The organism is Leptospiraceae bacterium, from assembly GCA_015075105.1.
Classification (GTDB): Bacteria; Spirochaetota; Leptospiria; order Leptospirales; family Leptospiraceae; genus JABWCC01.
The window spans coordinates 71,814-95,216 of the sequence record JABTUZ010000002.1; the positions used below are offsets into that span (position 1 = coordinate 71,814).

Sequence of the window (23,403 nt, forward strand, 5' to 3'; positions counted from 1 at the left end):
ATTAAATTTTTCCTTTTTTTGAAAATGCTTTTACTAACACTTCGATTTTTTCTGCACACTCGATTGGGTATTCTTCCAATAAAAAATGTCTTCCCTGTATAAAATTACAGAAACCGAGGCGCATCACTTGCTTTATATACTCTACTTCCGAAAGGTCAATGATCGGATTTTTTTCTCCAGCTATGATCTGCCTTCCACCAATCATTTTTTTGATCCCGGATTCCATATCACGCTGTGCATGGATTGTAGTGTCGATAGATTGACATATCTTTACAAAATTTTTTCTGCACACACCATTCAATAATAAAAATGCGTAGTCTTTTGCAGTATCTCGACTAATAGGTTTTTGTTTAGAAACAAATCGAAGATTAAACAATAACCTCAAAGTAAATGAGTTTAAAAACATAGAAAACATATTCCCTAAAAAAGGAATCTTTAAAACAGAAACCGGAAAATACATTCTAAATTTTTTCAAATTCAAAAAAGTATTTATGACAGAAAGAGATTTTACTTTTTCAGGATGGTCATTCAACAGCAAAAAAGATATAGGTCCTGCATAGTCGTGGGCTACAACATGAACTTTTTCATCTGTTATTTTTTCTAAGAATCGAAAGATAAATCTTGCAAAATATCTGTGAGAATATACTTCTTTAGGTGTTTCAGAAAATCCGAGTCCCGGTAGGTCAGGAGCGACCACTCTATATTTTTCAGACAAAATCGGTATGAGTTTTCGATATATATAAGACGTGCCAAAAAGGCCATGAAGAAGTACAATCACTTCTCCTTCTCCTTGATCTATCGTAAAAACATTTAGCTCATCTACTTCAACGAACTTACCATTTCTTTGGTGTAAATTTACAGTTTCACTCATTACGAAACATCAAAAAATTTCATACAAATTTCTCAAAAGTATTTCTTCTTTTTCGCTTAACGATTTATCTCTTCTCGCCATGATTTTTTTCGCATCATTTAAAAATGAATCTAAACGATATTTTTCGCTTCCACCAACCCAACTAAACGGTTTTGTATAACCTTCAACTCTTGGAGCAACAACATTGCAACCGATATCTATTACAGATCCGGTATTTAACATACACCCGATAGCGATTTTAGAAAAATCTCCGATGATAGACCCGAATTTTATAGTCCCAGTATTAATTTTTTCTAAACCAGACCAAATTTTTATTGTTCCATAGTTGTTTTTTAAATCACTCGTTGTGGACAAAGCGCCAAGGTTCACCCAACTCGATATAAAAGAGTGCCCCACGAAACCTTCGTGGTGTTTGTTGGAAAAATTACCAAAAATAGAATTCTCCACTTCACCACCAATCTTGCAAGTATCCCCGATGATTGTTCCTCCAGTAATTCTCGCTCCATCAATTTGTGCGTTAGGCGAAATATATAGAGGCCCTTCTAAAAAAGAAAAAGAAGTAATCGTTACCCCTTTATCAATTATAATAGGGCCTGAAGTTAGATCAAAAACCACGTTTGGATAAACGTTTGCAGTTGGATGAAGGTATAAGTGCTTTTTCTTTCCAACAACAGAAAACTGCTCCGATTTAATTTTTAGTTTACGATTCCACTTTTTTATATCTTTAGATAAATCTATATCTTCTTCGATTTGCTTACTAATTTGACGAATTAACTCCCAAGGCAAAAAACCTTGAGGCTGAATTTCTAAATCTATTTTTTGATTTTCATACAAGCGTATAAAACTATTTCTGGAAAGAAAAGAATTTATAAAAATCGGATTCTCATGGGAATAATAAATTTTTGCTCCCGGGTATTTTTTTGTCAACCTCTGAATTGTTGAATAGACTCCGGTTTGAATCTCGCTAAACGATCGTATTCTTGTAGGAACTTCGAGTCCTTGGGGAATATTTTTTTCATTTATCAGTATAGACTCAATTTTTGATTTCATTCCACTGTTACCGCTTTTGCTAAATTTCTTGGTTGATCGGGAGTGCAACCTCTCTTGATAGCTACATAATAAGAAAGCAGTTGCAATGGAATAACAGTCAACAGTGGACTTAAAATCTCACTGCAAGAAGGAATTTCAAATGTATAGTCCGAAAGTTTTCTTGCTTCCACATCTCCTTCGGTTACAATGGAGATGACTTTTCCGGATCTGGCTTTAATTTCTTGGATATTGGAAAGCATCTTAGGGTAAATTTCAGATTGAATTGCAATGCAAACTACCGGAACATCGCCCGTGATTAAAGCAATAGGCCCATGTTTCAACTCTCCACCGGCATGACCGGATGCGTGGATATAAGAAATTTCTTTTAGTTTCAATGCACCTTCCAAAGCAACAGGGTAGTTGTATGTTCTTCCGAGAAAAACAAAATCTTTTGTATTCACAAAATCTTCTGCCCATTTTTCGATTATCGGTGCGTGGCTCAAGATTGTTTCCATTTTGGAAGGAAGCAGTCTGATTTCTTCCAATAGGGCTTTTCTTTCGCCGTCGTTTGTCATCCACTTGATATGGCTAACATAAAGAGAAAACAAAAAGAAATGAATTACTTGCGCAGTGAATGCTTTCGTACTTGCGACTCCGATTTCTGGTCCGGCAAGAATATCAATAAATGCGTCGGACTCTCTTGCAATAGTAGAATTACTATTATTTACAAAGGATATCACTTTTACAAATTTTGATTTTGCTTCGTGGATTCCGGCTAACGTATCGGCAGTTTCTCCCGATTGAGAAATTGCAATCACCATTGTGTCTCCTTCCACTACAGGATTTCTATACACAAATTCTGAAGACATTTCTGAATCAGTCTGGATTCTTGTATTATGCTCAAGATAATGTTTTCCTATCATTCCTGAATGCAGACTAGTACCCGCAGCTTGAATTACAAATCGTGAAACTTTAGAAAGCAATTCGTTGGAAATTTTTAATTCAGGAAAATGTAAGCCTTCTCCACCATTCAGTCTTTTTTCGATAATCTTTCTGAATACCGCAGGTTGTTCGTAAATTTCCTTAAGCATAAAGTGGGGATAACCGCCTTTATCGATTTCTTCCCATTTGATTTCTTGCTTTTGAAAATTAGGCTGGATTTCATTTCCCTGAAAATCAAACAAAGATAGTTTATCTTTTGAGAAAAAGCCCCATTCTTTTTTATTTAAAAAATGTACATAGACAGAATTTCTAATCAAAGCTGAAACATCGGATGCAAGAAAAAATTCGTTGTCTCCCTTTCCTAATAAAAGAGGTGCACCGTCTTGAGCAAAATATACTTTATCCGGGTCTTTTTCAAATATCGCTGCAATAGCCCACTTCCCTTCGATAGTTTTGAATAAATTCAAAAAAGCATCTTGAATAGACTTCCCCGATTTTAATTCTTCTTCCAATAGATGGGGAATAATTTCTGTATCTGTATCGCTATGAAATACGTGACCTTTTTCTAATAGTTGATTTTTCAATTTCTGATAATTTTCAATTATTCCGTTATGGACAACTGCAATTGAGGACTTTGCATTGGTATGGGGGTGAGCGTTGATTGTAGAAGGCTCTCCATGAGTAGCCCACCTTGTATGACCAATCCCTACATTTCCAAAAACTGGTTTTTCCTTCAGGATGGCTTCAAGGGCTTTAATCTTTCCTTTTTCTTTTCGGATTTCTATTTCTCCGTTTTCAAAGGCTGCAATACCCGCAGAATCATAACCCCTATATTCTAAACAAACAAGCCCGACAATTAATACTGACTCTATATTCTTATTTCCGGCGTAACCGACTATTCCACACATATATTATTTTTCCGAAATCTCTTTTGCTTTTTCTAAAATTTGTTTTAAATCGTTTTCATTTTTTGTTTCAGCTATTACCCGAATAATCGGCTCAGTATTGGAAGATCGAATATGTATCCAAGAAGAAGAAAATTCCATTCTGAGTCCATCTCTTTCATCTATTGTATTTGGCGAAAATGAGCTTTTAAATTTATCAAATAAGGATCGAATTTCCCAGCCTGAAGAAGAAAAACTGGTTTTTTCCATATATATTTTTGGCAAAAAATCTACTATTTCATCAATTTTTTCTCTACTCATGGAAAGCCTATTCAAGATATGAGCGATCCCAGACAGTGAATCTCTACCAAAAGAGCTAATTTTAGGGTCAATCACCCCTCCATTTCCCTCTCCACCGAAAAAAGCCCTCTCTTTCTGCATCATTTCGACTACATTTGCTTCTCCTACTTTCGATCTTAACAATTTCTTCCCATATTTGTTTAAAATTTCTTCAATAATGAAACTTGTAGATAGATTGACTACAATTTTTCCATTTTTTGGAGAATCTTCTATAACCGATAATATACTCAAAGGCAGCGTGTATTCTTCAGAAATTGCACCTTTTTTGGGAGTTAGGACTACCAAACGATCTGCGTCCGGATCCAAAGCAAATCCTATGTCGCATCCGGAAGACTTCATTTTTTTTGAGGTGACTTGGAGTGCTTTTGGAGTTGGCTCCGGTGGTCTTGCAAACTTGCCTGTAGGCTCACAGTTCAATTTAATGACTTTACAACCCAATCTTTCGAGTAAAGCCGGCACTACAATGCTTCCTCCGGCGTTTACAGAATCTATTAGTACCTTGAATTTTCTCTTCCGAATTCTGCCAATGTCTATCCATTTTAAAACAGACTCCAAGTGAAGAGCTATGTATTTTTTGCTATCGTTGTACACATTTGATTCAGGAAGAAACAATGGTTTTGGACTTGGATTACTCCCTGCGATAGACAAAAATTCATCTAACTCTTTTTGATTATAAAAAAATCCATTCTTTCCGATTAATTTAAACGCATTCCAATGAATCGGGTTATGGGAAGCACTCACCATAACCCCCCCACCGCTACGAGTTTCTTTGATTACAGATTTCACTGTCGGGGTAGGCACAATACCTAAATCTATTACATTTTTACCGAGCGAAAGAAGTACCCCTTCTAAAATAGATTTTATAAATTGCCCGCTTGGTCTGCCGTCCAACCCTATTACTGCTGTTTTTGAATTTAGGTGCTCGGCAAACGCCTTTGAATATAAAAATATTGTTTCTAAATTCAATCCTTCGGGAATTGTTCCTCGAATTCCAGAAATAGAAATCATAAGGTTCGTATTTTTATTTGAAATGCTCAATATTTTTCCAATTTAAGATATGTTCTGGAATTTTCAATTCTATTTAGTGGAGAGTAAGTGGTTAAAAAAAATGGGCGATGACAGGATTGAACTGCCGACATCCTGCTTGTAAGGCAGGCGCTCTCCCAGCTGAGCTAATCGCCCTTACTCTTTTGACTTAATTGAGAATGGGTCAATTCTGTCCACTCTTTTCCTGATTTAAAGTGAATTTTGAATTTCTCTTCAGAAATTTTTGTTATCCTTTGGATCGGATCCCAAACATTTCTTTTTTTCTTAAGAACTCTCCGAAAAGAGCCAAACCCTCGGATTTGAATTGATTCCCCTGATGCGATTTTGTTTTTAAGAATTTCAAGAAATGAATCTACAGAATTTTCTACTAAGGATAAGGGAATACTATTTCTTTCTGAAATTTCTTTACAAATCGAAAGTTTAGTGATTCCCAATGAATGTTATTTTAAAGAATTAATTTTCTTTGCCATTCGGCTTTTATTTCTGCTTGCGTTGTTTTTATGCACTACATTTGTCTTTGCTGCTTTATCTATTGCAGAAGAATATTTCACAAATAGCTTGGATGCTTCTTCTTTTTTACCTGTTTTGATAAATTTTAAGATATTTTTAGCGTAGGTTCTGATTTCAGATTTCTTCATAGAGTTTCTTTCTCTTCTTTTATCAGATTTTCTTGCGTCTTTTTTAGATGATTTTAAATTAGCCAACTTTTCCTCTCAGTTTTTCCCTGATTATACAATGCAAAAATAACAAAAGTATGAGTCAAGCGTTTTATTTATGCACTTTTTTGAAAAAAATTATTAATTTTCTTACTTTTTTTACCTATATATATATGGAAACAAGATATACAATTTTAATAACCTTGGACAGAAATATAAGCGACATGATAGAAAAAGAAGGACACTCTATACCAGAAATTCTTTCTAAGGCTGCTTATTTTATTCATTTAGAAGATAACTTGTCTTATTTAAACACGGATGAGATCGTAGAATACAGGTGCTTTTTGTCAAAAAATCTATATTTAAAACTAAATGAACTTGCAAAAAATCAGGGGGATTACTTAAATTTAATAGCTGGGCAGCTAATTTTTGAATATTATATAAAATATCTTCACTATGATGCAAACTCCTAAGACACAGTATATTCCGATTGATTCTATCGAAGACTTGGATCTTTCCAAACTATCCATCGGTCAATTGAACAATAAATACATCGATAAAGACAATAATCGCTATGCTTTAAAATTCAATAAAGAAAATCGAAAAATAGAAGTTGTCCGAATTCAAATGAAATCCTCCGGAACTCCTACATCAGAAAAATCAAAATCAGAAGAAACTGCCGTAAAAACTGAGGGACTCATTAAATCAAAAACCCGATCTTTGGAAGAAATCATGGCAGAAAAGAAGTCTATTGATTCTGAAGAAGTGACCTCTGAAAATGTAGAAGTTTTAGACGAAGCTGATGTTGAGAATACAGAAAGCGACGACGATCATGATTTTGATCTGAGCATTGATTACAAAAAAGAAACACCCGGCTCAAAATACAACGAATCTTTTAGAACAGAAGGGAACTTTCAAATAGAAGAGAAAAATTTCTTATCTGAAATTATAAAAGAATTCGAAAAGAACAAAGATCGAATTTCAGCAATGTTAAACAACCTCAAGAATTCAAAAATTTTTGAAGTTACAGGAGACCCGTCTGAAAATCAAAACATTATCGGCAATCTCTCTCGTGAAATAGAAGTTGAAATTTTTCAGAACATGGATAAAATTATAAACTTCTATAAAGAGCTTACTTCCTATCCCAGACCGAGTGGTTACTATTCTTCTAAGTACGACAAGACAAAAAAAGACATTCTTTCAAAAACAACAAGCGACAAAGAGATCATGGCTCTCATCACTCGATGGGAAATGCAAGAGTTACTTTTCCCGATTCATCAAAAATTAAAAAAATTATTAAAAAATATTTTAGATATTATGAATACCAAAACAGACAACCACCTAAAGCAATTGCAATACAAAGAACAGCAAATGTTTACAGACGCAAAAAATGCTGCAATATTTATGTTACAAGATATAGATTCTGTTTTAATGAAAATCGAACAATGGAAGATTCGGAGCTCAACCTAAATGTCTTCACTGGATTCCATAGAAATAAAAAAAATATTAGAAAAGCTCAGATCTGAATATTCTACCTTTTCAAAAGAAAATCCTACTATATTCAAATCACTTCCATTTGAAGAAAGGTACACTCAAGTATTAAAAGCAAAAGGGAACATTGAAAATTTTCTAAAAGATGAAATTGTATTTTTTGAAAAGTTAAAAGAAAAACACAATGAATTGCAAGCTAAAAAAGAAGCACTAAAAGGAGATACTCTGAATCGCATTTTAGACGAAATAGAAGAAAGGCTCCAAAAATACCCAAGAATCGAATTCCACCCTCTCGCAAAAAAAGAAATGAAATATTTTTATGGGGCTATTATGGATTTTGTAAATTCAGAAGTTCCTGCCTTGTATGCAATTTTTCGTGGAACACCAGAGATGAATTTATTCAGTGATACACTTTCTAACATAGAAAGATTTGGATATTCCAGAAAAGGACTACCCTCCGTAGGTATAAACGAGCATATAAAATCACTCTTGGATGCAAACGGAAATAACACAAAAATCGAAAAAGATACTCAAACTATTCTAAAAGATATTTCTTTAAATCTAAAAAGTCTCACCACGAATCTAAAAGATAGTATTGAAAAGAAAAGAATTAGTCCCAACTATGTTTTACAAATCAATGAAAAAGATTACCCAAACTCATTTCAGAATTTTCAAGGGAAAACAGCCTTAGCCGCAGTAGATATGATTCTTGCTAAAATCAAAGGAATTATAGTAGATTTTAGAATGGATGCAATTGTTGGATTAAAATAGCTACTTTAGAGCTTCTTCTAATCTTTCATGGATGATTACAAAATCTGTAAGCCCAACAATATCCATCACTTTTTTAAAATGAGGGTTTAGTCCGGCAAATTCTATTTTCCCTTGAGACTCGGACGCTCTGGAAATCAAACTAATCAGAGTTGCGATTCCTGCTGAATTAATATAAGATGTCTTTTCAAAATTAATTACTACTTTCTTTCTTTTACTGTCAGGAATCGAAGAATAGGAAGTTACGATGTCCTCGTCCGCCTCAGATGTAATTTCACCGGAAATATGAATTATCGGATAGATTTCACCTTCCGAATCAACTTGAATTTTAAAATCTTCTATCATTATTTGTTATATTAGTTTTTATAACTATACAGTCAATACAAAATAAAAAGACAAAAGTGCAAAAACTAAAGCACTTTTGCCTTTGCAAACTTGTAAATTATTTTGCTGTTGCTAAATGCCTTACATATTTTGCAATTTCTTTTACGTTGTCCGCTCCAAGACTTTTGAATGATACCATTCCGGTTCCAGGAATTCCTTCATTGATAGTTTTCAAAATTCCTTCTTCGGTATTTCCATTTTTCCAATCTGCTGCCGGAGCTTTAAAGTTTCTTGGTTTTGGGTTCAAAGAAGCCGCAGCAATACCGTCGCCTGCTCCATGGTCACCGTGACAAGAAGCACAATTCATCGAAAATTGGTCTTTCCCTTTTTGAAGTGCAGGATCAACCGGTGCTTCAGTTGCAGAAGTATCTGCTTCTTTTTTTTCTGATTTTCCGCAATTTAGCGAAAAAATAAGAGCCGCAACCATAGAAATTACGACCGCTAATTTTTGAAGTTTCATAAATAAACTACTCCTATTTGATATTACGACAATTTTTTCATACTCTCATTTTTTTGAATAGTAGAATTTTTATTCATTCTAAAAAGATAAATTTTTTAATTTTTTCTCTAAAGCGAGACTACTTTTGAAAAAAGTTTTGCTTTTGAAGACGGTCAAGTTATTTTCTCTATATGAATCAGTTAGGGTATCAGGCTTTTCGCTTATTCGCTCTTTTTGCAATTTATTATTTGAGTGGAAAAATTGGGTTAGCTTACTCTGCCATTCACCAAAGTATTACACCCATCTGGTTTCCTTCTGGATTAGCCTTAGGGTATTTTATCGCATCAGGCTGGAAAACCTTCCCTATTGTATGGTTAGGCTCATTCTTACTCTCCTTAACAGAATTCCCAGTAGGACTATCCATCCTTATTTCCACGGGAAATGTATTGGAAGGGTTACTCGGCTATGTGTTGATCAAGAAATCTATACCATTCAATCAAATTTTTTATCAAGCTAAAGGAGTTCTGTATTTTTTAATTTATGGTGTAGTTCTCTCATCTATTCTTGGTGCTTTAATCCGAAGTACTGGAATGTATTTTTATGGAAGTATCCCTATAGAAAGCTGGGACAATGAATTCACTGTTTGGTGGGCAGGGGATGCTATGGGGATATTAATCATCACTCCATTTTTCCTGATCACGGAAAATAATGTATTAGAAATAATCAAAACAAGATTTTGGAGAATCTTAGAATTTTTTGCTCTGTTTACCTTTGTAGCCGGATTTAGTATTTTGATTTTTTCAAATATTTTATCCTTTCCTTTTCTTCTGCTACCGCTTTTAATTATCACAACCTATCGATTCGGATTTAGAGGAATTCCGATTTTTATTTTTATCGTAAGCATTGTAGCTTTGTATTTTATTCAAAACTTACCCGCACCCTTTCAATCAGAAAATAACTTAAAATATACAATTTTTAAAATTCAATTATTCAGTAGCGTGCTCGCAGGGACAGGGTTGATTTTTGCAGCCATTGTTTATGAAAAAGAAAAATCATTTCAAGACATGCAGAAAAACTGGCAAATGCACAAAAACTTAGCTGAAAATTTTCCTGGAATTATTATGGTCTTTGATAAAAATCTGAACAACACAATTTATGCCGGTAGAGATATACAATCAGACATTAATGTTTTGCAAAACAAAAATCTAAAAGAGTTTCTTTCAGAGTCATCCTATAATGAATACGCCCCTTATTTTAGAAGATCGCTAAAGGGAGAAAAATTATCCTACCATACAAAATTTCAAGGCAGGTCTTATATCACTTATGTTACTCCTTTGAGCAATGAAAACAATTCCGTGAGCGAAATATTAGTCGTATCTCAAGACATTACTGAATTAAAAAAGTCCGAAGATGCGTTACGCGAAAATGAAGAGAAATACAAACAGATGTTTCAAATAAACTCTGCAATAAAATGGGTTATAGATCCTAAAACAGGAAAATTTTTAGAAGTTAATGACGCAGCGATAAAATTTTATGGTTATACTAAAGAGGAATTCAGCGAACTAAAGATTTGGGATATAAATATTCTACCTCCTAACCAAATCGTACCTTTAATGCAAGAGGCTATACATATTCAAAAAACTTTTTATTTCCAACATAAACTAAAATCAAAAGAAGTAAGGTATGTAGAAGTATTTACAGGACCAATAACCGTAAACGAAGAAATTTTATTGTATTCAATTATTCAAGATATAACCGACAGAAAGCGAATTGAAAATGAGATTTTAGAATTGAATCAGAATCTTGAAAAAAAAGTAGAAGAAAGAACTCAGGAACTTTTAACCGCTAATGAAGAGCTTGAGTCTTTCAGTTATTCCATATCACACGATTTGCGAGCTCCACTCAGAGCCATTTCCGGATTTAGTCAGATTTTACAAGAAGACCATGAAAAAGAAATCAGCCCGGAAGGGAAACACGCTCTAAATAGAATTGTTCAAGCTACCGTAAAGATGAATAATATGATTTCTGCCTTACTCAATTTTTCTAAAATCTTGAGATATTCTATAGATAAAAATAAGATTTCTATTTCCGATATAGCCGAATCGGTTATGAAAGATATACTCGAAGAAAACGCAAATCTCAACATACACTTTTCAATCGAAAAAAATTTATACACAATTGCAAATGAGCCACTAATGAAAATCGTTCTTAGAAATTTATTTGAAAATGCAGTAAAGTACTCATCTAAAAATGAAGTAATTAAAATTGAATTTGGTAAAATAGATATTGAAGGGAAAAAAGTCTTTTTTGTGAAAGACGAAGGCGTAGGGTTTGATATGGCGTATTCAGACAAATTATTTCATGTTTTTCAAAGACTCCATTCTAATTCGGAATACGAAGGCGTAGGAGTCGGACTTGCCACAGTAAAAAGAATTATCAAAAGACACGGTGGAGAAATCTGGGCAAAAAGCTCTCCTGAAAACGGCTCTACTTTTTATTTATTGTTACCGGAAAATGATAAAGTCCAGTCTAATTTCTAAAAAACAAAAGACTAAATGGGTTGGGTGTAAAACTATGGAATCTATGAAAACTATGTTTGAAAAAATATGGGAAGACCACTTAGTCAAGGAAGACAGTAGTTCTACTATATTATATATTGACCGTCACCTTGTTCATGAAGTAACAAGCCCTCAAGCATTTGAAAGCCTTAGAATGGCAAGCAGAAAAGTCAGGAGACCGGAAGCTACTTTCTCTACAATGGATCATAACGTCTCGACAAAAACAAGAGACTTAAAATCTATCGACCCAATCTCCCTAAAACAAATGCAAACCTTATTGGAAAATTGTAACTCCAACGGAATTAAAATCTTTGATTTGAATAACCCCGATCAGGGGATCGTTCACGTAATTGCACCTGAACTCGGAATGACCCAACCTGGGATGACTATCGTTTGTGGTGACTCTCATACATCTACACATGGTGCCTTCGGTGCACTCGCATTTGGAATAGGGACAAGTGAAGTGGAGCATGTACTGGCTACCCAAACTCTCCAACAAAAAAAACCTAAGACAATGGAGATTCGAATAGATGGGACTTTATCTCCTCATGTCACTGCTAAGGATATAGTCCTTACTATTATCGGAAAAATTGGAACTGATGGTGCAACTGGTTATGTGATTGAATTTACTGGAAGTGCAATACGAAACCTTTCTATGGAAGGTAGGATGACCGTCTGCAATATGGCAATTGAAGCAGGAGCAAGAGCAGGGCTAATTTCTCCTGATGAGACTACAATTTCCTATATCAAGGGCAGGGACTACGCACCAAAAGAAAAGTATTGGGAAGAAGCAGTGAAAAAATGGAAGTCCTACGCAACAGACCCCGGTGCAAAGTTTGACAAGACAGTTGTGCTTAACGCCGACGATATAGCGCCAATGGTAACATGGGGAACTTCACCCGGACAGGTAATTTCTGTTACAGATACCGTACCTTCACCGGATTCTTTTTCTGATAATGTAGCCAAAACGAGTGCGCATAACGCACTGCAATACATGGATCTAAAACCTGAAATGAAAATTACAGACATTACCTTGAACAAGGTATTTATCGGGTCTTGCACAAACTCCAGAATAGAAGACCTTAGAATTGTCGCAGAAACAGTAAAAGGGAAAAAGGTCTCTAAATCCGTAAGCGCAATTATTGTGCCGGGATCCGGAAGAGTGAAGAGGCAGGCAGAGTCAGAGGGACTCGACAAAATTTTCATTGAAGCCGGATTTGAATGGAGAAACCCCGGTTGCTCTATGTGCCTTGCCATGAACGACGATTTACTTGACCCGGGAGACAGATGTGCATCCACTAGCAATCGAAACTTTGAAGGAAGACAGGGAAAAGGTGGAAGAACTCATTTAGTGAGTCCTGCAATGGCGGCAGCTGCTGCAATTGAAGGAAGATTTGTGGATATTAGGAGCTGGAAATGAAAGCCTTTACCGAGCACGAGGGACTAGTTGCAATTTTAGATAGAGCCAATATTGATACCGATCAAATTATTCCAAAACAATTTCTAAAAAAAATCGAACGATCGGGGTTCGGAAAACATCTTTTCCATGATTGGAGATTTTTAGACAACGCCGGAACAAAACCTAACCCGGATTTCTCTCTCAACCAAGAAAGGTACCTTGGAGCTACAGTACTTTTGACCAGAGACAATTTTGGTTGTGGCTCATCTAGAGAGCACGCTCCTTGGGCACTTGAAGACTACGGGTTTAGAGTGATTATTGCTCCTTCTTATGCAGACATATTCTACAACAATTGTTTCAAAAACGGGATGCTCCCGATAGTAATGGACTCAAAAACTGTAGATGACCTTTTTAAAGAAGTGGAATCTAAACTTGGAGCAAAAATTCGAGTAGATTTACAATCCCAAAAATTATTTTCCCCTTCAGGAAAAGTATATTCCTTTGACCTCGATCCATTCCGAAAAGAATGCTTGTATAAAGGATTGGACGATATAGGTTTGACTATGATCCACGAGAAAAAAATTGATGAATATGAAGAAAAACAAAAGAAATCCCAACCATGGCTATATGAAAAAATATCTAATTAAGGAAAAAAACTATGAAAAAAATACTTTTACTGTTTGTTTTAATCAGTGTGGGCACTATGAATATAGAAGCATCTGACTTAGTAATCAAAGACGTAAAAAAAGGAACAGGGAAAGAAGCATTAAAAGGCAACGTAGTCCTAGTTCACTATTCGGGGTATTTAGTCAATGGAACAAAATTTGACAGCTCTGTTGATAGAGGAAAACCATTTTCCTTTGTGCTTGGAACCGGCGAAGTCATCAAAGGCTGGGACAAAGGTGTTGCTGGAATGAGAGAAGGCGGTAAAAGAAAACTTACCATCCCTCCTGAAATGGGTTACGGACAAAGAGGCGCTCCTCCTGTGATTCCGCCTAACGCAACACTTGTGTTTGATGTAGAGCTGATTAAAGTAAACTAACTTGTTTGACCAAATTTCTAAATCAATAGATGAGTTCGGAAATAGCTTCCTTTCGGCTCTGAACAATATTCAGGGATTTTTTGGAAAAGACCTATCCATTGCAGTTCCTGTTAAAGAAAATATTTTTGAAGCAATAGGGAATACCCCCCTAATAAAAATTAAAGGAATCGGAAACCACATCAAAGGAGTAAATTTTTTTTTAAAAGCAGAGTTTTTAAATCCGACCGGTAGCGTTAAAGATAGAACTGCTTTTGCACTGATTAAAGATTTTGAAAAAAGAGGATTACTAAAAGAAGGCTCAACTATTTTAGATTGCTCCGAAGGAAATCTATCTGTGAGTCTGGCTTGGATTGGAAAAACTCTTGGTTACAAAGTGATTTCTTTTGTAACAAAAAATATTAAAAAATCAATTTTGAAAAGATTGGAATTTTATGGAGCAGAAATTTCAGTAATTCCTGATGAAAGCTCAGACACTTCCGAAAAAATCAGGGCTTTTGTGCGTAATCAAGTTGCGCTAAAACCAAACTCAGTTTGGCTCGATCAATATATAAACATGACAAATCCGAATATTCACATAAAATACACCGGAAGAGAAATATTCAGAGACCTTGCCGGTGACGTAGATGCTTTTGTATCAGGTATAGATTCAGGAGGATTGATTTCAGGGGTAGGCAGATTTTTAAAATCTCAGAAAGAATCTATTAAAGTAATTGCGGCCTTTTCCGGCGATTCTTTGATCTTTGTACATTCGGCTTCGAAATCAGGGAAAGTGGAAAGTGCAAAATTAAAAAATAAATTACCAGAAACTTTTGACACAAAGCTCATCAACAGTTCCTATTATATCACCCAAGAAGATTGCAATTTTTATCAACAAGAGCTGTGCTCAAAAGAAGGAATCTATACAGGACTAACCACAGGTATGAATCTTGCCTGTGCAATCAAATATGCAGAAGATATATCGTCCTCGAATTACGGAGAAATGAATATCGTAGTCATGGCTCCCGATAAATTAGATATAAACTTTGATCTTTAATCAGAATTTTTTTTCTGCAACTTGAAAATACAACTGCCAATTTTTTTTTCCAAAATCTTTTTGAGATAGATCGTCTTTATCTTGATCCGGTTGAAATTGTTTTTGTTCCGGGGGTTTATTTTTTTCGTATTCTTCAAATCTACTCTTGTCTGCAAAAGCATTCAGTAAAGATAGCCCTATCGATCCTAAACCTACAAATGCCGTTCCGGTTGCAGTCTTTTGAAATTTTCGTAAACTTGCGATGATGTATGTCAAAGCAATCGCAAATGGCCACGTCATAAAAAATATAATTTCAAACCTTCTCGCCTTTGTTTCCGTGTAAGGCTCTCTTTTCTCAAAAGCTTCTCTTTGTTTTTTTTGTCGCTCTTTTCTGATTTTTGCTTCTTCTTGATTTTTTCTCATCGCTCTATAATCAATTTCTCCTGTCAATGGATTGATTATCGATGATTGACGTTTTTGAACTGCCTGAGGAGAGCTTTGTGAATTGAATTGTTGAAACTGCATCGGGTTACGAGTGTTAGTCGGAAGAGGCATCATAAGTAAAGGATCAGGAGGGATTTGTGGATTTTTTGGAGTCACAAGCGTAGGCTTATTTTTTTTTAAAGGCAATTGATAGTCTCTATAGTAATCATAATCCTTTCCAACTCCCTCGCCTCCTTGATAGTTTTTCAAATTAAAATCATAAGGATCATAAAAATCATCTCTCACTTGAGAAAAAATCGAAAATCTTATAAAAAAAAATATAAAAATAGAAGTGAAAATTTTTAAAGAGATTTTATTTTTCTTCATAGTATTTTTTTGAAAAATCTGTTTCCATATTCACTATTTTTTTAGTAAAATTTATTTTCAATCTCTATCTTTTTTGACTTATATAGAAATTTCAATAGTGTGATTAAGCAATAGATTTTTCTAAAAGCAAATAGCTTTGAATTTTGCCAATCCCTTTTACCTCTACTGTCCCTCTGTCTTTAAACTGAAATTTGTCCTTTATTAAAAAATACGTTGAGTTCGATATTTGAATCTTTCCGGGAACTCCATGCGATTCCATTCTGGAAGCAGTGTTTACAGAATCACCCCAAAGGTCATAAATAAATTTTTTCTTGCCTATTACACCGGCAACAGCATGCCCCGAATTAATTCCGATTCGTATATCTAAGTTTAATTTGTTCTTCTCGCTATATTCTTTGACAATCTCCAACATTTCCAAGGCAAGATTTGCGATTTTTTCTGCGTGGTTTTCATCCGGCTCAGGCAAGCCTCCAACCACCATGTATGCGTCACCGATAGTTTTGATTTTTTCGAGTCCGTATTTCTCTACCAAATCATCAAAGGAAGAAAAAATATCATTCAAAAGTTTCACTACCCCATCTGCACTCATAATTTTTGACAATTCGCTAAAGCCAACAATATCCGAAAAAAGAACAGTACAATTTTCAAACCTATCCGCAATCGTATCTGTGTTTTCTCTTAGTTTCTTGGCAATAGATGCGGGCAAAATATTTAAAAGAAGTTTTTCGGACTTTTCCCTCTCTAACTGAATAGAAAGCTCTGATTTTTGAAATATCGAATTAATATAAATTGCAAGAACAAAGATCAAGGCTGCAAAAGAAATATCCATCAACAATTTTTGAGTCTCAAAACCGACTTTATATGGAATAGACAAAGGAAAATATTGATGAGAAACTCGTAAAAAAATAAATAGACAAAATACAACAAAGGCAAGACCAATCTTCCAATTCTTTTCTTGTCTCGGAAAAATAAAAAATACCGCAAGTCCTTCAGCAATCAAAAATAGATGCGATCTTGTTTCAGCGCCTTCAAGCAATGCAATAGATACAATATACGCAGTAGATATAGTCAGGATATAAATTCTGGCAAATAGCAATTTTCCGATTGAGTTTAAATAAATCGTAAACGGAAGAAATAATATAAATAATACATTAATTATATCAATTACTAAAACAGAGCCTAAAAATTGGAATACTATAAAAACAAGTAATGTAAACATAGTTACTAATGCTGCAAACCCATTGATAAGAACTATATGTTTGTGTTCCGAGTAGTCTCTTGCAAACAGAACTCCTTGATAAGCGATGGTGTTCCATAAAAGCTGTAACATAGTTTTTTTTATCCTGTAGAATTTATAGTGCTTTAAAATTCGTTAATTGAATGATGAATTTTTCCCTTTGCAATATCAATAACAATACAATAAAATTTAAAAAAAATACTTGCACTTCTTAGAATCAATTCAAAAATTTAATCTATGAAAAACTCACTACCTGAAATTCACTCTTGCAGCAATAAAGAAGATCTACTAAAACAAATTATCGATTCTCATCAGGCTTTAGTAAATTTTTATAAAGAAATCCCAAGCACTATTTTTCAAGACGGAGCCATTCCTGACGGCTGGTCTGTTAAAAAAAATATGAAGCACGTAATTAGCTCTACAAATCTATTTACACTCTATTTAAAGTTACCCAAATTTTTTATGAAAATTTTTGGAAAGCCCAAAAAAAATCAAAAACCAATCGAAGAAGTTGTACCTACAAATCGCCCAAATATAAAAGATTTCGGAAAATACACTACAGCGGAAATTTACAAGCCAAGAGAAAAAGAAAAAATCATCCAAGGAATTTTAGATTCTGCCGAGAAGTTAAAAAAATCAGTAGAGAAGTTTTCAGAAAATGAGTTAAACAATCTTTCTGTTTTTTTAGGAATCAGCCTTCGTAATTTTATCTTGATTGTGTTAAAGCACAATATATATCACGTCAACGTTGCAAGAACCAGACTGATAAATACAAGTGAAAGCTTCCAAAAGTAATGACAACAGTGCAAACAGATTTTACATTATCAGTGTAACAATTTTCACTTTTCTTGTACCTGTTATTGGTTTTGTTGCAGAGCATTTTGTTGTCTATACCGACTTGACATTCGAACTTTTTAGTAAGTGGTTTATTTTTTCGGCAGTTGGTCTTCGTTTATTTTTTGCTGGAATCAAACAAATCAGAAGCCCGGAATTTACTGCAAAACAAATCTTCCATTTGAATAACTCTGATAGTTTTCCAATTCTTCGCGAGTTAGGTTTCGCAAATATATGTTTTGGACTTGTAGGATTTATTTCACTATTAAAACCAGAATGGAGAATTGTTAGTGCATTTGCAAGCGGTCTTTACTACGGACTTTCAGGTGTTCAACACGGACTAAAAAATTTTTCGAGTATAAATGAAAAATTTGCTTTATGGACTGATTTAATAATTTTCATTCTACTAATCACCTATTTTATAAAAACAATATGAAAATACAAAGAATTGTTAAAGTAAAAATTTTTCACGCAATTATAATATTGTTATCTGCAGTTCTAAGTTGCAGTTTATTTGAAAACGATACATCTACACCGAATATGATTTATGACCATACTGCAAAAACCCTAAAACTGATTATTGCATCGCTAACAAATGACATTTTCCCCAAGTATTTAAACATATATATTCACAAGAAAGACTTTTTGCAATCGCCTATTTATGAATCAAAACAATTAATAATAACCCAAGTATCGAAAAATACATTTCAACATACTTCATTTCTACACACAAAAGATTTTGGAGTTGTTCCCGGAAACGGTCTTATAGTGAGAAGTAGTAATCAAGCGATTATTTTCGACACACCTGTAAACTACGAAAGTACAGATGAATTAATCCAATGGGTCGAAAGTACTCTACACTGTAAAATTGTAGCTATCATTCCTACACACTACCACCCGGATTGCTTAGGAGGACTTAAAGCATTTCACGATAAAGGGATTCCATCGTATGCCTACTTTAAGACAATTGAGCTTGCCAAAAAAAATAATTTTATTTCACCTCAGAATAGCTTTCAAGATTCACTAATACTTAAAGTAGGAGACCAAAAAATAACTGCCAAGTTCTTAGGTGAAGGACATACGAGTGACAATATTGTAGGGTATTTTCCTAGTGAAAATGTAATGTTCGGAGGATGCTTAATCAAAGAAATGGGTGCTAAAAAAGGATACCTGCAAGATGCAAATATTTCTGATTGGTCAACTACAGTAGAAAAAGTGAAAAAAGAATATCCACAAGTTAGGATAATTGTGCCCGGACACGGACAAGTTGGAGATAAAAAACTTCTTGATTACACTATAGAATTATTTAAAAAAATGTAGGAGTATTATAACACTCCTCTCATAGCAAGAATAGAAAAAACTATCATAAGAATATATAATCCCGGCACTCGAATAATAAACCACCACCACTTATTTAATTTGAATGCAGCGTATCCAGTGAGTGTTCCGTGTATAAAAAAAAGCCACCCCATATACTTAGATAAAAGTTTCAGGTAATTTTCCAAAAATTCCGGGTCAGTAGTCTGCTCTAAAATATTTTGAAAAGAGTCACCCATGTATTTATGAAACATCTCGTTTAACAAAAATCTATTCAGTACATAATAAAAAAAGAAAAATACTAAAGCGAGAATCCAACCAAGTATCGCTGGCTGAAGTTTGAAATAAATATCGTTCTCTGTCTTGAGAGATAAAAATACTGCAACCCCAATCAAGAAAAATCCGAGTATTGTGATTTCATCAATTGTCTTGTAAACTACAATAGTAAAAATTAATTCTGCAACTGCAAGGGCAAGAGCAGAAAGTAGTGCCATTTTTTTATTTGTAAACGATTCTAATACTACAAATACCAATACGGGAATTATTCCTATCCAGAGGTTAGAATTCATACCTTATTTTTATTTGTTTGACAATTTCGTCAAGAAAGCTATTTCTATTAATTTGCAAATTTACAATAATTGTAGAATTCATAGACCTGCCTGAAAATTTGGTTTTTCATAAAAAGGAATTTGTAAATGATTAAAATATCTGGGTTGAATAAATCCTTCGGCAGTCAAAAATTATTCGATGATTTAAGTTTTAGCGTAAATAAGGGAGAAAAGGTCGGTCTAATCGGAAGAAACGGACACGGAAAATCTACTATTTTTCAAATACTACTCGGCAATGTAGAGCCGGATTCAGGGATAGTCACTATTCCTAAAAATTATAAAATCGGTTACCTGCAACAACACTTGAAATTTACTAAGCCCACTGTTTTAGAAGAGTGTTCGCTCGGTCTTCCCCCGGGAGAAGAATACGAAACTTGGCAAGTAGAAAAAATTCTATTCGGTCTTGGCTTTTCGGAAAAGGATATGGAAAGAAGTCCAAGTGAATTTTCCGGTGGATACCAAATTCGTATGAATCTTGCAAGACTGCTTGTGTCTAAACCGGATATGCTAATGCTCGATGAACCAAACAACTATCTCGATATTGTCACAATTCGATGGTTAGAAGAATTTTTGCGAGAGTGGGAAGGGGAAATTATTTTAGTTACCCACGATAGAAGTTTTATGGATGCAGTCGTAACCCATGTAGTTGCAATTCACAGGACAAAGGCAGTCAAGGTGGAAGGGGACACTGAAAAAATTTATAACCAAATAAATCAGGCAGAAGAACTCTATGAAAAAACCAGACTGAATGAAGCAAAAAAACGCAAACAAGAAGAAATCTTCATAGCAAGATTCAAAGCAAAAGCGAGTTTTGCAAGTAGAACTCAATCCAGAGTAAAAAAATTAGAAAAACAAGGAGAGATGAAGGCGTTAGACGAAATCCAAGACTTAGAGCTATTCTTTAACAGTGCTCCTTTTGAAGCAAGCCAAATGCTCTTTGCAGAAGATATATCCTTTTCTTATACAGGAGAAACTCCATACTTAATAGAAAATTTTTCTTTAAACGTCGGAAGAAGAGAGAGAATTTGTATTATCGGAAAAAATGGAAAAGGAAAATCAACTCTTCTAAAGATTCTTGCAGGAGAATTGCAACCGATTCAAGGAAAGTTAAGCAAACACCCTGTTTTAAAAGAAGGGTATTTTGGACAGACCAATAAATTGGATATGAACGAAAACAACACAGTAGTAGAAGAGATTAAAAGTGCCGATAAATCCTGCTCTGACGGAATCGCAAGAAATATCGCAGGTGGGTTGATGTTTAGTGGGGATTCAGGATTAAAAAAAATCAAAGTTTTATCGGGAGGAGAAAAGAGTAGAGTCCTTCTCGGAAAAATTTTAGTGACTCCCTGCAACTTACTTTTTTTAGATGAGCCTACAAATCACCTAGACATGCAATCCTGCGACTCGCTAATCGAAGCTGTAGATCAGTTCAATGGATCTGTAATCATGGTAACTCACAACGAGATGCACTTAAAAAGTGTGGCTACAAAACTGATCGTATTCGATAACAATACAATCCAAATTTACGATGGTGGTTATGAAGACTTTTTGAATGACATAGGCTGGTCTGATGAAGATGTTTAGAATTTATATTATACAATTTAATGAGATTTCCAAAAATCACATACAATGAAATTCAAATTCTACCAATCAATTCAAAATTCATTCTCCTTGAAATTATCTCTATATTCAGGGTTGGCTTATTTTTTTATTTTAACGATATATAGAATCCTATTTTTTATTTATAATCACAATACAGATGAAAAAACAAACACAACTGAAATCATAAAAGCGTTTCTATTCGGGATACGATTTGATCTATCTACAATTTCAATTATTGTAATTTTTATTTTGGCGATAAGTTTCGCAGGAAATTTCAAATATTTTTTTAAATATCAAAAACAACTGACTTTCATTCCACTTATAATTTTAGAATGGATGGTATTGCATTTAGGAGCTGATATTTTATATTTTAAAAATTCTAACAAGCATTTAGGATACGAAGCAATCGTATTTCTTGGCAAAGATTTTACTGTGATTTTTCGCTCTGCCCTTAACGCTGATCTTTTTTTTATACTTGGAATTTTTATTACCCTTATTGGTGCAGGACTCATTTTCTTTAAAGGACTCAACACCCTACGCACAACTATAACTTCAAACACAAACTATATACAATCTATTTCGCATAACGTCCTTTTTATCTGTATTCTTGTAGTATTGATAAGAGGTGGGTTTCAAAAAAGCCCGATTAGCCCCGGCAATGCAGCCTTTTCTAAAAACTTCTTTCTAAATAATCTTGCACTCAATGGAGTGTTTACAGTCCTATCTGATTTAAAATGGAAAAATTCTCCTAATATACAAAAAATAAAAATCGAAGAAGCAATCCTCATTGCAAGAAATGAAATATCTTATCCGGAATCTCAATTTATAAGCTCTCGTTATCCTATACTACGAAAAACTAAAGCTAAACCAAACACCACTCCACCCAATATTGTATTGGTAATCTTAGAAAGCTGGACAGGAAAGTTTATCAATTCTAAACTTCCTGATTTTCAATCAAAAGAAATCACTCCAATTTTCAACAAGTTGATACAAAAGGGAGTCTATTTTCAGAATTTTTTCTCCACAGGTGGACGCACGTCTAACGGTTTATTCGCGATTCTAACCAGCATTCCCGATCGACCGGGTTTTAGCACGATCCATTCACAAAACGCATTGGCAAATGTTGGTGGACTCGGCAATGTATTAAAATACGCAGGGTATGATTCTATTTTTATTTATGGAGGAGAACTCGACTTTGAAAATATCAAACCACTTGTTAAACACTGGGGCTATGATACGTTATACGACATTGATAGTATTCAATCAACTCATAAATATGAAAAAGGAATCTGGGGATATGATGATGAAAATGTATATGACTTCTTAATCCAAAAATTAGAGGAACGAGACAAGACAAAACCTTTCCTTGTTACTGTGTTGACCCTATCTACTCACTACCCTTACAAGGTTCCCGATAAAAAATTTGAATTATTTTCTGCAAACTCGACAGAAAAAGATTTCCTGAACACCCTCTTTTATGCGGATTGGGCAATTGGAGAATTTTTACAAAAAGCAAAAAATTCAGAATATTGGGACAATACTATTTTCCTGTTTGCGGCAGACCATACCCACCATAGAAACTTAAATTATTATGAAGATAGAAATATTCCCCTCCTGATATATTCAGAAAAAAAAATCCAAGCCGATTATAGAAAAGACTTTGCATCCCAATTAGACATTCTTCCAACAATTCTTGGATTGACCGGCAAGGAAATATATTTTTCAGCAATGGGTAGAGATCTTTTTTCGAGCCAAAAAAAAAATTCGGGATATTTTGCTTATGGAAATATTTTCGGGTGGGTTGAAGGTGACGTATTTTTTTTGGATACTGTGGACAAAACGAATGCCCTCCATTTTACTTCTAAACCACCTTTTAGTGAAAAAGAGTTGTGCCGTAAAATGCCTCTTCCGTGCTTAATTCCTCAAAGAAAAGCCAAGGCTTTCTTAAATCTTTCAGAAACCCTAATCGAAAAAAATTTAATTTTTCCTTCGGCTAACAATTTAAAAAAAGGTGATTTTTAAAGCGAAAATTTCAAATTGTAAAAAAAGTTTCAATAGTTCTAATATAAACATATTGAATCAATATTATTTACGGAAACAAATTCTATGTTAT

General features: G+C 34.2%; 24 protein-coding genes and 1 tRNA gene. 13 read left to right on the forward strand and 12 right to left on the reverse strand.

Annotated elements, in window-relative coordinates:
- Nucleotide 1: 1 nt before the first annotated feature.
- The 7 genes from HS129_10280 to HS129_10310 all read right to left on the reverse strand — a co-directional run bounded on the left by HS129_10280 (nucleotide 2) and on the right by HS129_10310 (nucleotide 5,837).
- Nucleotides 2-871 (reverse strand): alpha/beta hydrolase, encoded by an 870-nt coding sequence (locus HS129_10280; GenBank protein ID MBE7412426.1) that lies wholly within the window; start codon nucleotides 869-871, stop codon nucleotides 2-4.
- 9 nt (nucleotides 872-880) lie between these two features.
- Entirely contained in the window at nucleotides 881-1,921 is a 1,041-nt protein-coding gene (locus tag HS129_10285) for a glucose-1-phosphate thymidylyltransferase (GenBank protein ID MBE7412427.1), read from the reverse strand.
- The gene (glmS, locus tag HS129_10290) at nucleotides 1,918-3,750 is read right to left on the reverse strand and encodes a glutamine--fructose-6-phosphate transaminase (isomerizing) (protein ID MBE7412428.1); all 1,833 of its coding nucleotides are present in this window, start codon (nucleotides 3,748-3,750) and stop codon (nucleotides 1,918-1,920) included. The genes HS129_10285 and glmS overlap by 4 nt, the downstream gene beginning before the upstream one ends.
- Nucleotides 3,751-3,753: 3 nt before the next feature.
- Nucleotides 3,754-5,136 carry a phosphoglucosamine mutase gene (gene glmM, locus HS129_10295; protein MBE7412429.1) on the reverse strand — a complete coding sequence of 461 codons (1,383 nt, stop codon included), beginning with the start codon at nucleotides 5,134-5,136 and terminating at the stop codon, nucleotides 3,754-3,756.
- Between the two features lie 59 nt (nucleotides 5,137-5,195).
- Nucleotides 5,196-5,268, reverse strand: a tRNA-Val gene (locus HS129_10300).
- Complete coding sequence (locus tag HS129_10305; GenBank protein ID MBE7412430.1) at nucleotides 5,259-5,567, reverse strand: HU family DNA-binding protein; 309 nt, start codon at nucleotides 5,565-5,567, stop codon at nucleotides 5,259-5,261. The genes HS129_10300 and HS129_10305 overlap by 10 nt, the downstream gene beginning before the upstream one ends.
- A gap of 6 nt (nucleotides 5,568-5,573) precedes the next feature.
- Nucleotides 5,574-5,837, reverse strand: coding sequence for a 30S ribosomal protein S20 (locus HS129_10310; GenBank protein MBE7412431.1), 264 nt, complete (start codon nucleotides 5,835-5,837; stop codon nucleotides 5,574-5,576).
- Between the two features lie 125 nt (nucleotides 5,838-5,962).
- Between HS129_10310 and HS129_10315 the strand changes: the two genes are divergently transcribed.
- From HS129_10315 to HS129_10325, 3 genes are read left to right on the forward strand one after another with little or no spacing between them, the layout of a single operon-like run.
- Nucleotides 5,963-6,262 carry a hypothetical protein gene (locus HS129_10315; GenBank protein MBE7412432.1) on the forward strand — a complete coding sequence of 100 codons (300 nt, stop codon included), beginning with the start codon at nucleotides 5,963-5,965 and terminating at the stop codon, nucleotides 6,260-6,262.
- The gene (locus HS129_10320; protein ID MBE7412433.1) at nucleotides 6,246-7,259 is read left to right on the forward strand and encodes a hypothetical protein; all 1,014 of its coding nucleotides are present in this window, start codon (nucleotides 6,246-6,248) and stop codon (nucleotides 7,257-7,259) included. The genes HS129_10315 and HS129_10320 overlap by 17 nt, the downstream gene beginning before the upstream one ends.
- Nucleotides 7,260-8,051 carry a hypothetical protein gene (locus HS129_10325; GenBank protein MBE7412434.1) on the forward strand — a complete coding sequence of 264 codons (792 nt, stop codon included), beginning with the start codon at nucleotides 7,260-7,262 and terminating at the stop codon, nucleotides 8,049-8,051. It begins immediately after the preceding gene.
- On the opposite strand, the gene HS129_10330 is transcribed toward HS129_10325, so the two are convergent.
- Together HS129_10330 and HS129_10335 are read right to left on the reverse strand one after the other, a co-directional pair.
- Nucleotides 8,052-8,393 (reverse strand): STAS domain-containing protein, encoded by a 342-nt coding sequence (locus HS129_10330; GenBank protein MBE7412435.1) that lies wholly within the window; start codon nucleotides 8,391-8,393, stop codon nucleotides 8,052-8,054. It lies immediately after the preceding gene.
- Between the two features lie 97 nt (nucleotides 8,394-8,490).
- Nucleotides 8,491-8,892: a cytochrome c gene (locus HS129_10335; protein ID MBE7412436.1), complete on the reverse strand. Its 402-nt coding sequence runs from the start codon at nucleotides 8,890-8,892 to the stop codon at nucleotides 8,491-8,493.
- A 170-nt stretch (nucleotides 8,893-9,062) separates the two neighbouring features.
- Between HS129_10335 and HS129_10340 the strand changes: the two genes are divergently transcribed.
- From HS129_10340 to HS129_10360, 5 genes are read left to right on the forward strand one after another with little or no spacing between them, the layout of a single operon-like run.
- Nucleotides 9,063-11,411, forward strand: a complete 2,349-nt coding sequence (locus tag HS129_10340; GenBank protein ID MBE7412437.1) for an MASE1 domain-containing protein — start codon at nucleotides 9,063-9,065, stop codon at nucleotides 11,409-11,411.
- 43 nt (nucleotides 11,412-11,454) lie between these two features.
- Nucleotides 11,455-12,849, forward strand: a complete 1,395-nt coding sequence (gene leuC / locus HS129_10345) for a 3-isopropylmalate dehydratase large subunit (GenBank protein MBE7412438.1) — start codon at nucleotides 11,455-11,457, stop codon at nucleotides 12,847-12,849.
- The gene (leuD, locus tag HS129_10350) at nucleotides 12,846-13,475 is read left to right on the forward strand and encodes a 3-isopropylmalate dehydratase small subunit (GenBank protein ID MBE7412439.1); all 630 of its coding nucleotides are present in this window, start codon (nucleotides 12,846-12,848) and stop codon (nucleotides 13,473-13,475) included. Before leuC ends, leuD begins: the two co-directional genes overlap by 4 nt.
- Nucleotides 13,476-13,486: 11 nt before the next feature.
- Nucleotides 13,487-13,870, forward strand: coding sequence for an FKBP-type peptidyl-prolyl cis-trans isomerase (locus HS129_10355; protein ID MBE7412440.1), 384 nt, complete (start codon nucleotides 13,487-13,489; stop codon nucleotides 13,868-13,870).
- 1 nt (nucleotide 13,871) lies between these two features.
- The gene (locus HS129_10360) at nucleotides 13,872-14,903 is read left to right on the forward strand and encodes a cysteine synthase family protein (GenBank protein MBE7412441.1); all 1,032 of its coding nucleotides are present in this window, start codon (nucleotides 13,872-13,874) and stop codon (nucleotides 14,901-14,903) included.
- On the opposite strand, the gene HS129_10365 is transcribed toward HS129_10360, so the two are convergent.
- Both HS129_10365 and HS129_10370 read right to left on the reverse strand, forming a co-directional pair.
- Nucleotides 14,904-15,692, reverse strand: coding sequence for a hypothetical protein (locus tag HS129_10365; GenBank protein MBE7412442.1), 789 nt, complete (start codon nucleotides 15,690-15,692; stop codon nucleotides 14,904-14,906).
- 103 nt (nucleotides 15,693-15,795) lie between these two features.
- Nucleotides 15,796-17,022 (reverse strand): adenylate/guanylate cyclase domain-containing protein, encoded by a 1,227-nt coding sequence (locus HS129_10370; protein MBE7412443.1) that lies wholly within the window; start codon nucleotides 17,020-17,022, stop codon nucleotides 15,796-15,798.
- A 144-nt stretch (nucleotides 17,023-17,166) separates the two neighbouring features.
- Between HS129_10370 and HS129_10375 the strand changes: the two genes are divergently transcribed.
- The 3 genes from HS129_10375 to bla all read left to right on the forward strand — a co-directional run bounded on the left by HS129_10375 (nucleotide 17,167) and on the right by bla (nucleotide 19,083).
- Nucleotides 17,167-17,724, forward strand: coding sequence for a hypothetical protein (locus HS129_10375; GenBank protein ID MBE7412444.1), 558 nt, complete (start codon nucleotides 17,167-17,169; stop codon nucleotides 17,722-17,724).
- Nucleotides 17,705-18,199, forward strand: coding sequence for a hypothetical protein (locus HS129_10380; protein MBE7412445.1), 495 nt, complete (start codon nucleotides 17,705-17,707; stop codon nucleotides 18,197-18,199). Before HS129_10375 ends, HS129_10380 begins: the two co-directional genes overlap by 20 nt.
- A gap of 104 nt (nucleotides 18,200-18,303) precedes the next feature.
- Entirely contained in the window at nucleotides 18,304-19,083 is a 780-nt protein-coding gene (gene bla, locus HS129_10385; GenBank protein MBE7412446.1) for a subclass B1 metallo-beta-lactamase, read from the forward strand.
- Between the two features lie 5 nt (nucleotides 19,084-19,088).
- Here bla and HS129_10390 read toward each other — a convergent pair whose 3' ends face one another.
- On the reverse strand, nucleotides 19,089-19,649 hold the full coding sequence (locus HS129_10390) for a septation protein IspZ (protein ID MBE7412447.1): 561 nt from the start codon (nucleotides 19,647-19,649) through the stop codon (nucleotides 19,089-19,091).
- Nucleotides 19,650-19,775: 126 nt separating this feature from the next.
- Here HS129_10390 and HS129_10395 point away from each other — a divergent pair, with 126 nt between their 5' ends.
- Nucleotides 19,776-21,272 (forward strand): ABC-F family ATP-binding cassette domain-containing protein, encoded by a 1,497-nt coding sequence (locus tag HS129_10395; GenBank protein ID MBE7412448.1) that lies wholly within the window; start codon nucleotides 19,776-19,778, stop codon nucleotides 21,270-21,272.
- A gap of 45 nt (nucleotides 21,273-21,317) precedes the next feature.
- Nucleotides 21,318-23,312 carry a sulfatase-like hydrolase/transferase gene (locus HS129_10400; protein MBE7412449.1) on the forward strand — a complete coding sequence of 665 codons (1,995 nt, stop codon included), beginning with the start codon at nucleotides 21,318-21,320 and terminating at the stop codon, nucleotides 23,310-23,312.
- The last annotated feature ends 91 nt before the right edge of the window (nucleotides 23,313-23,403 follow it).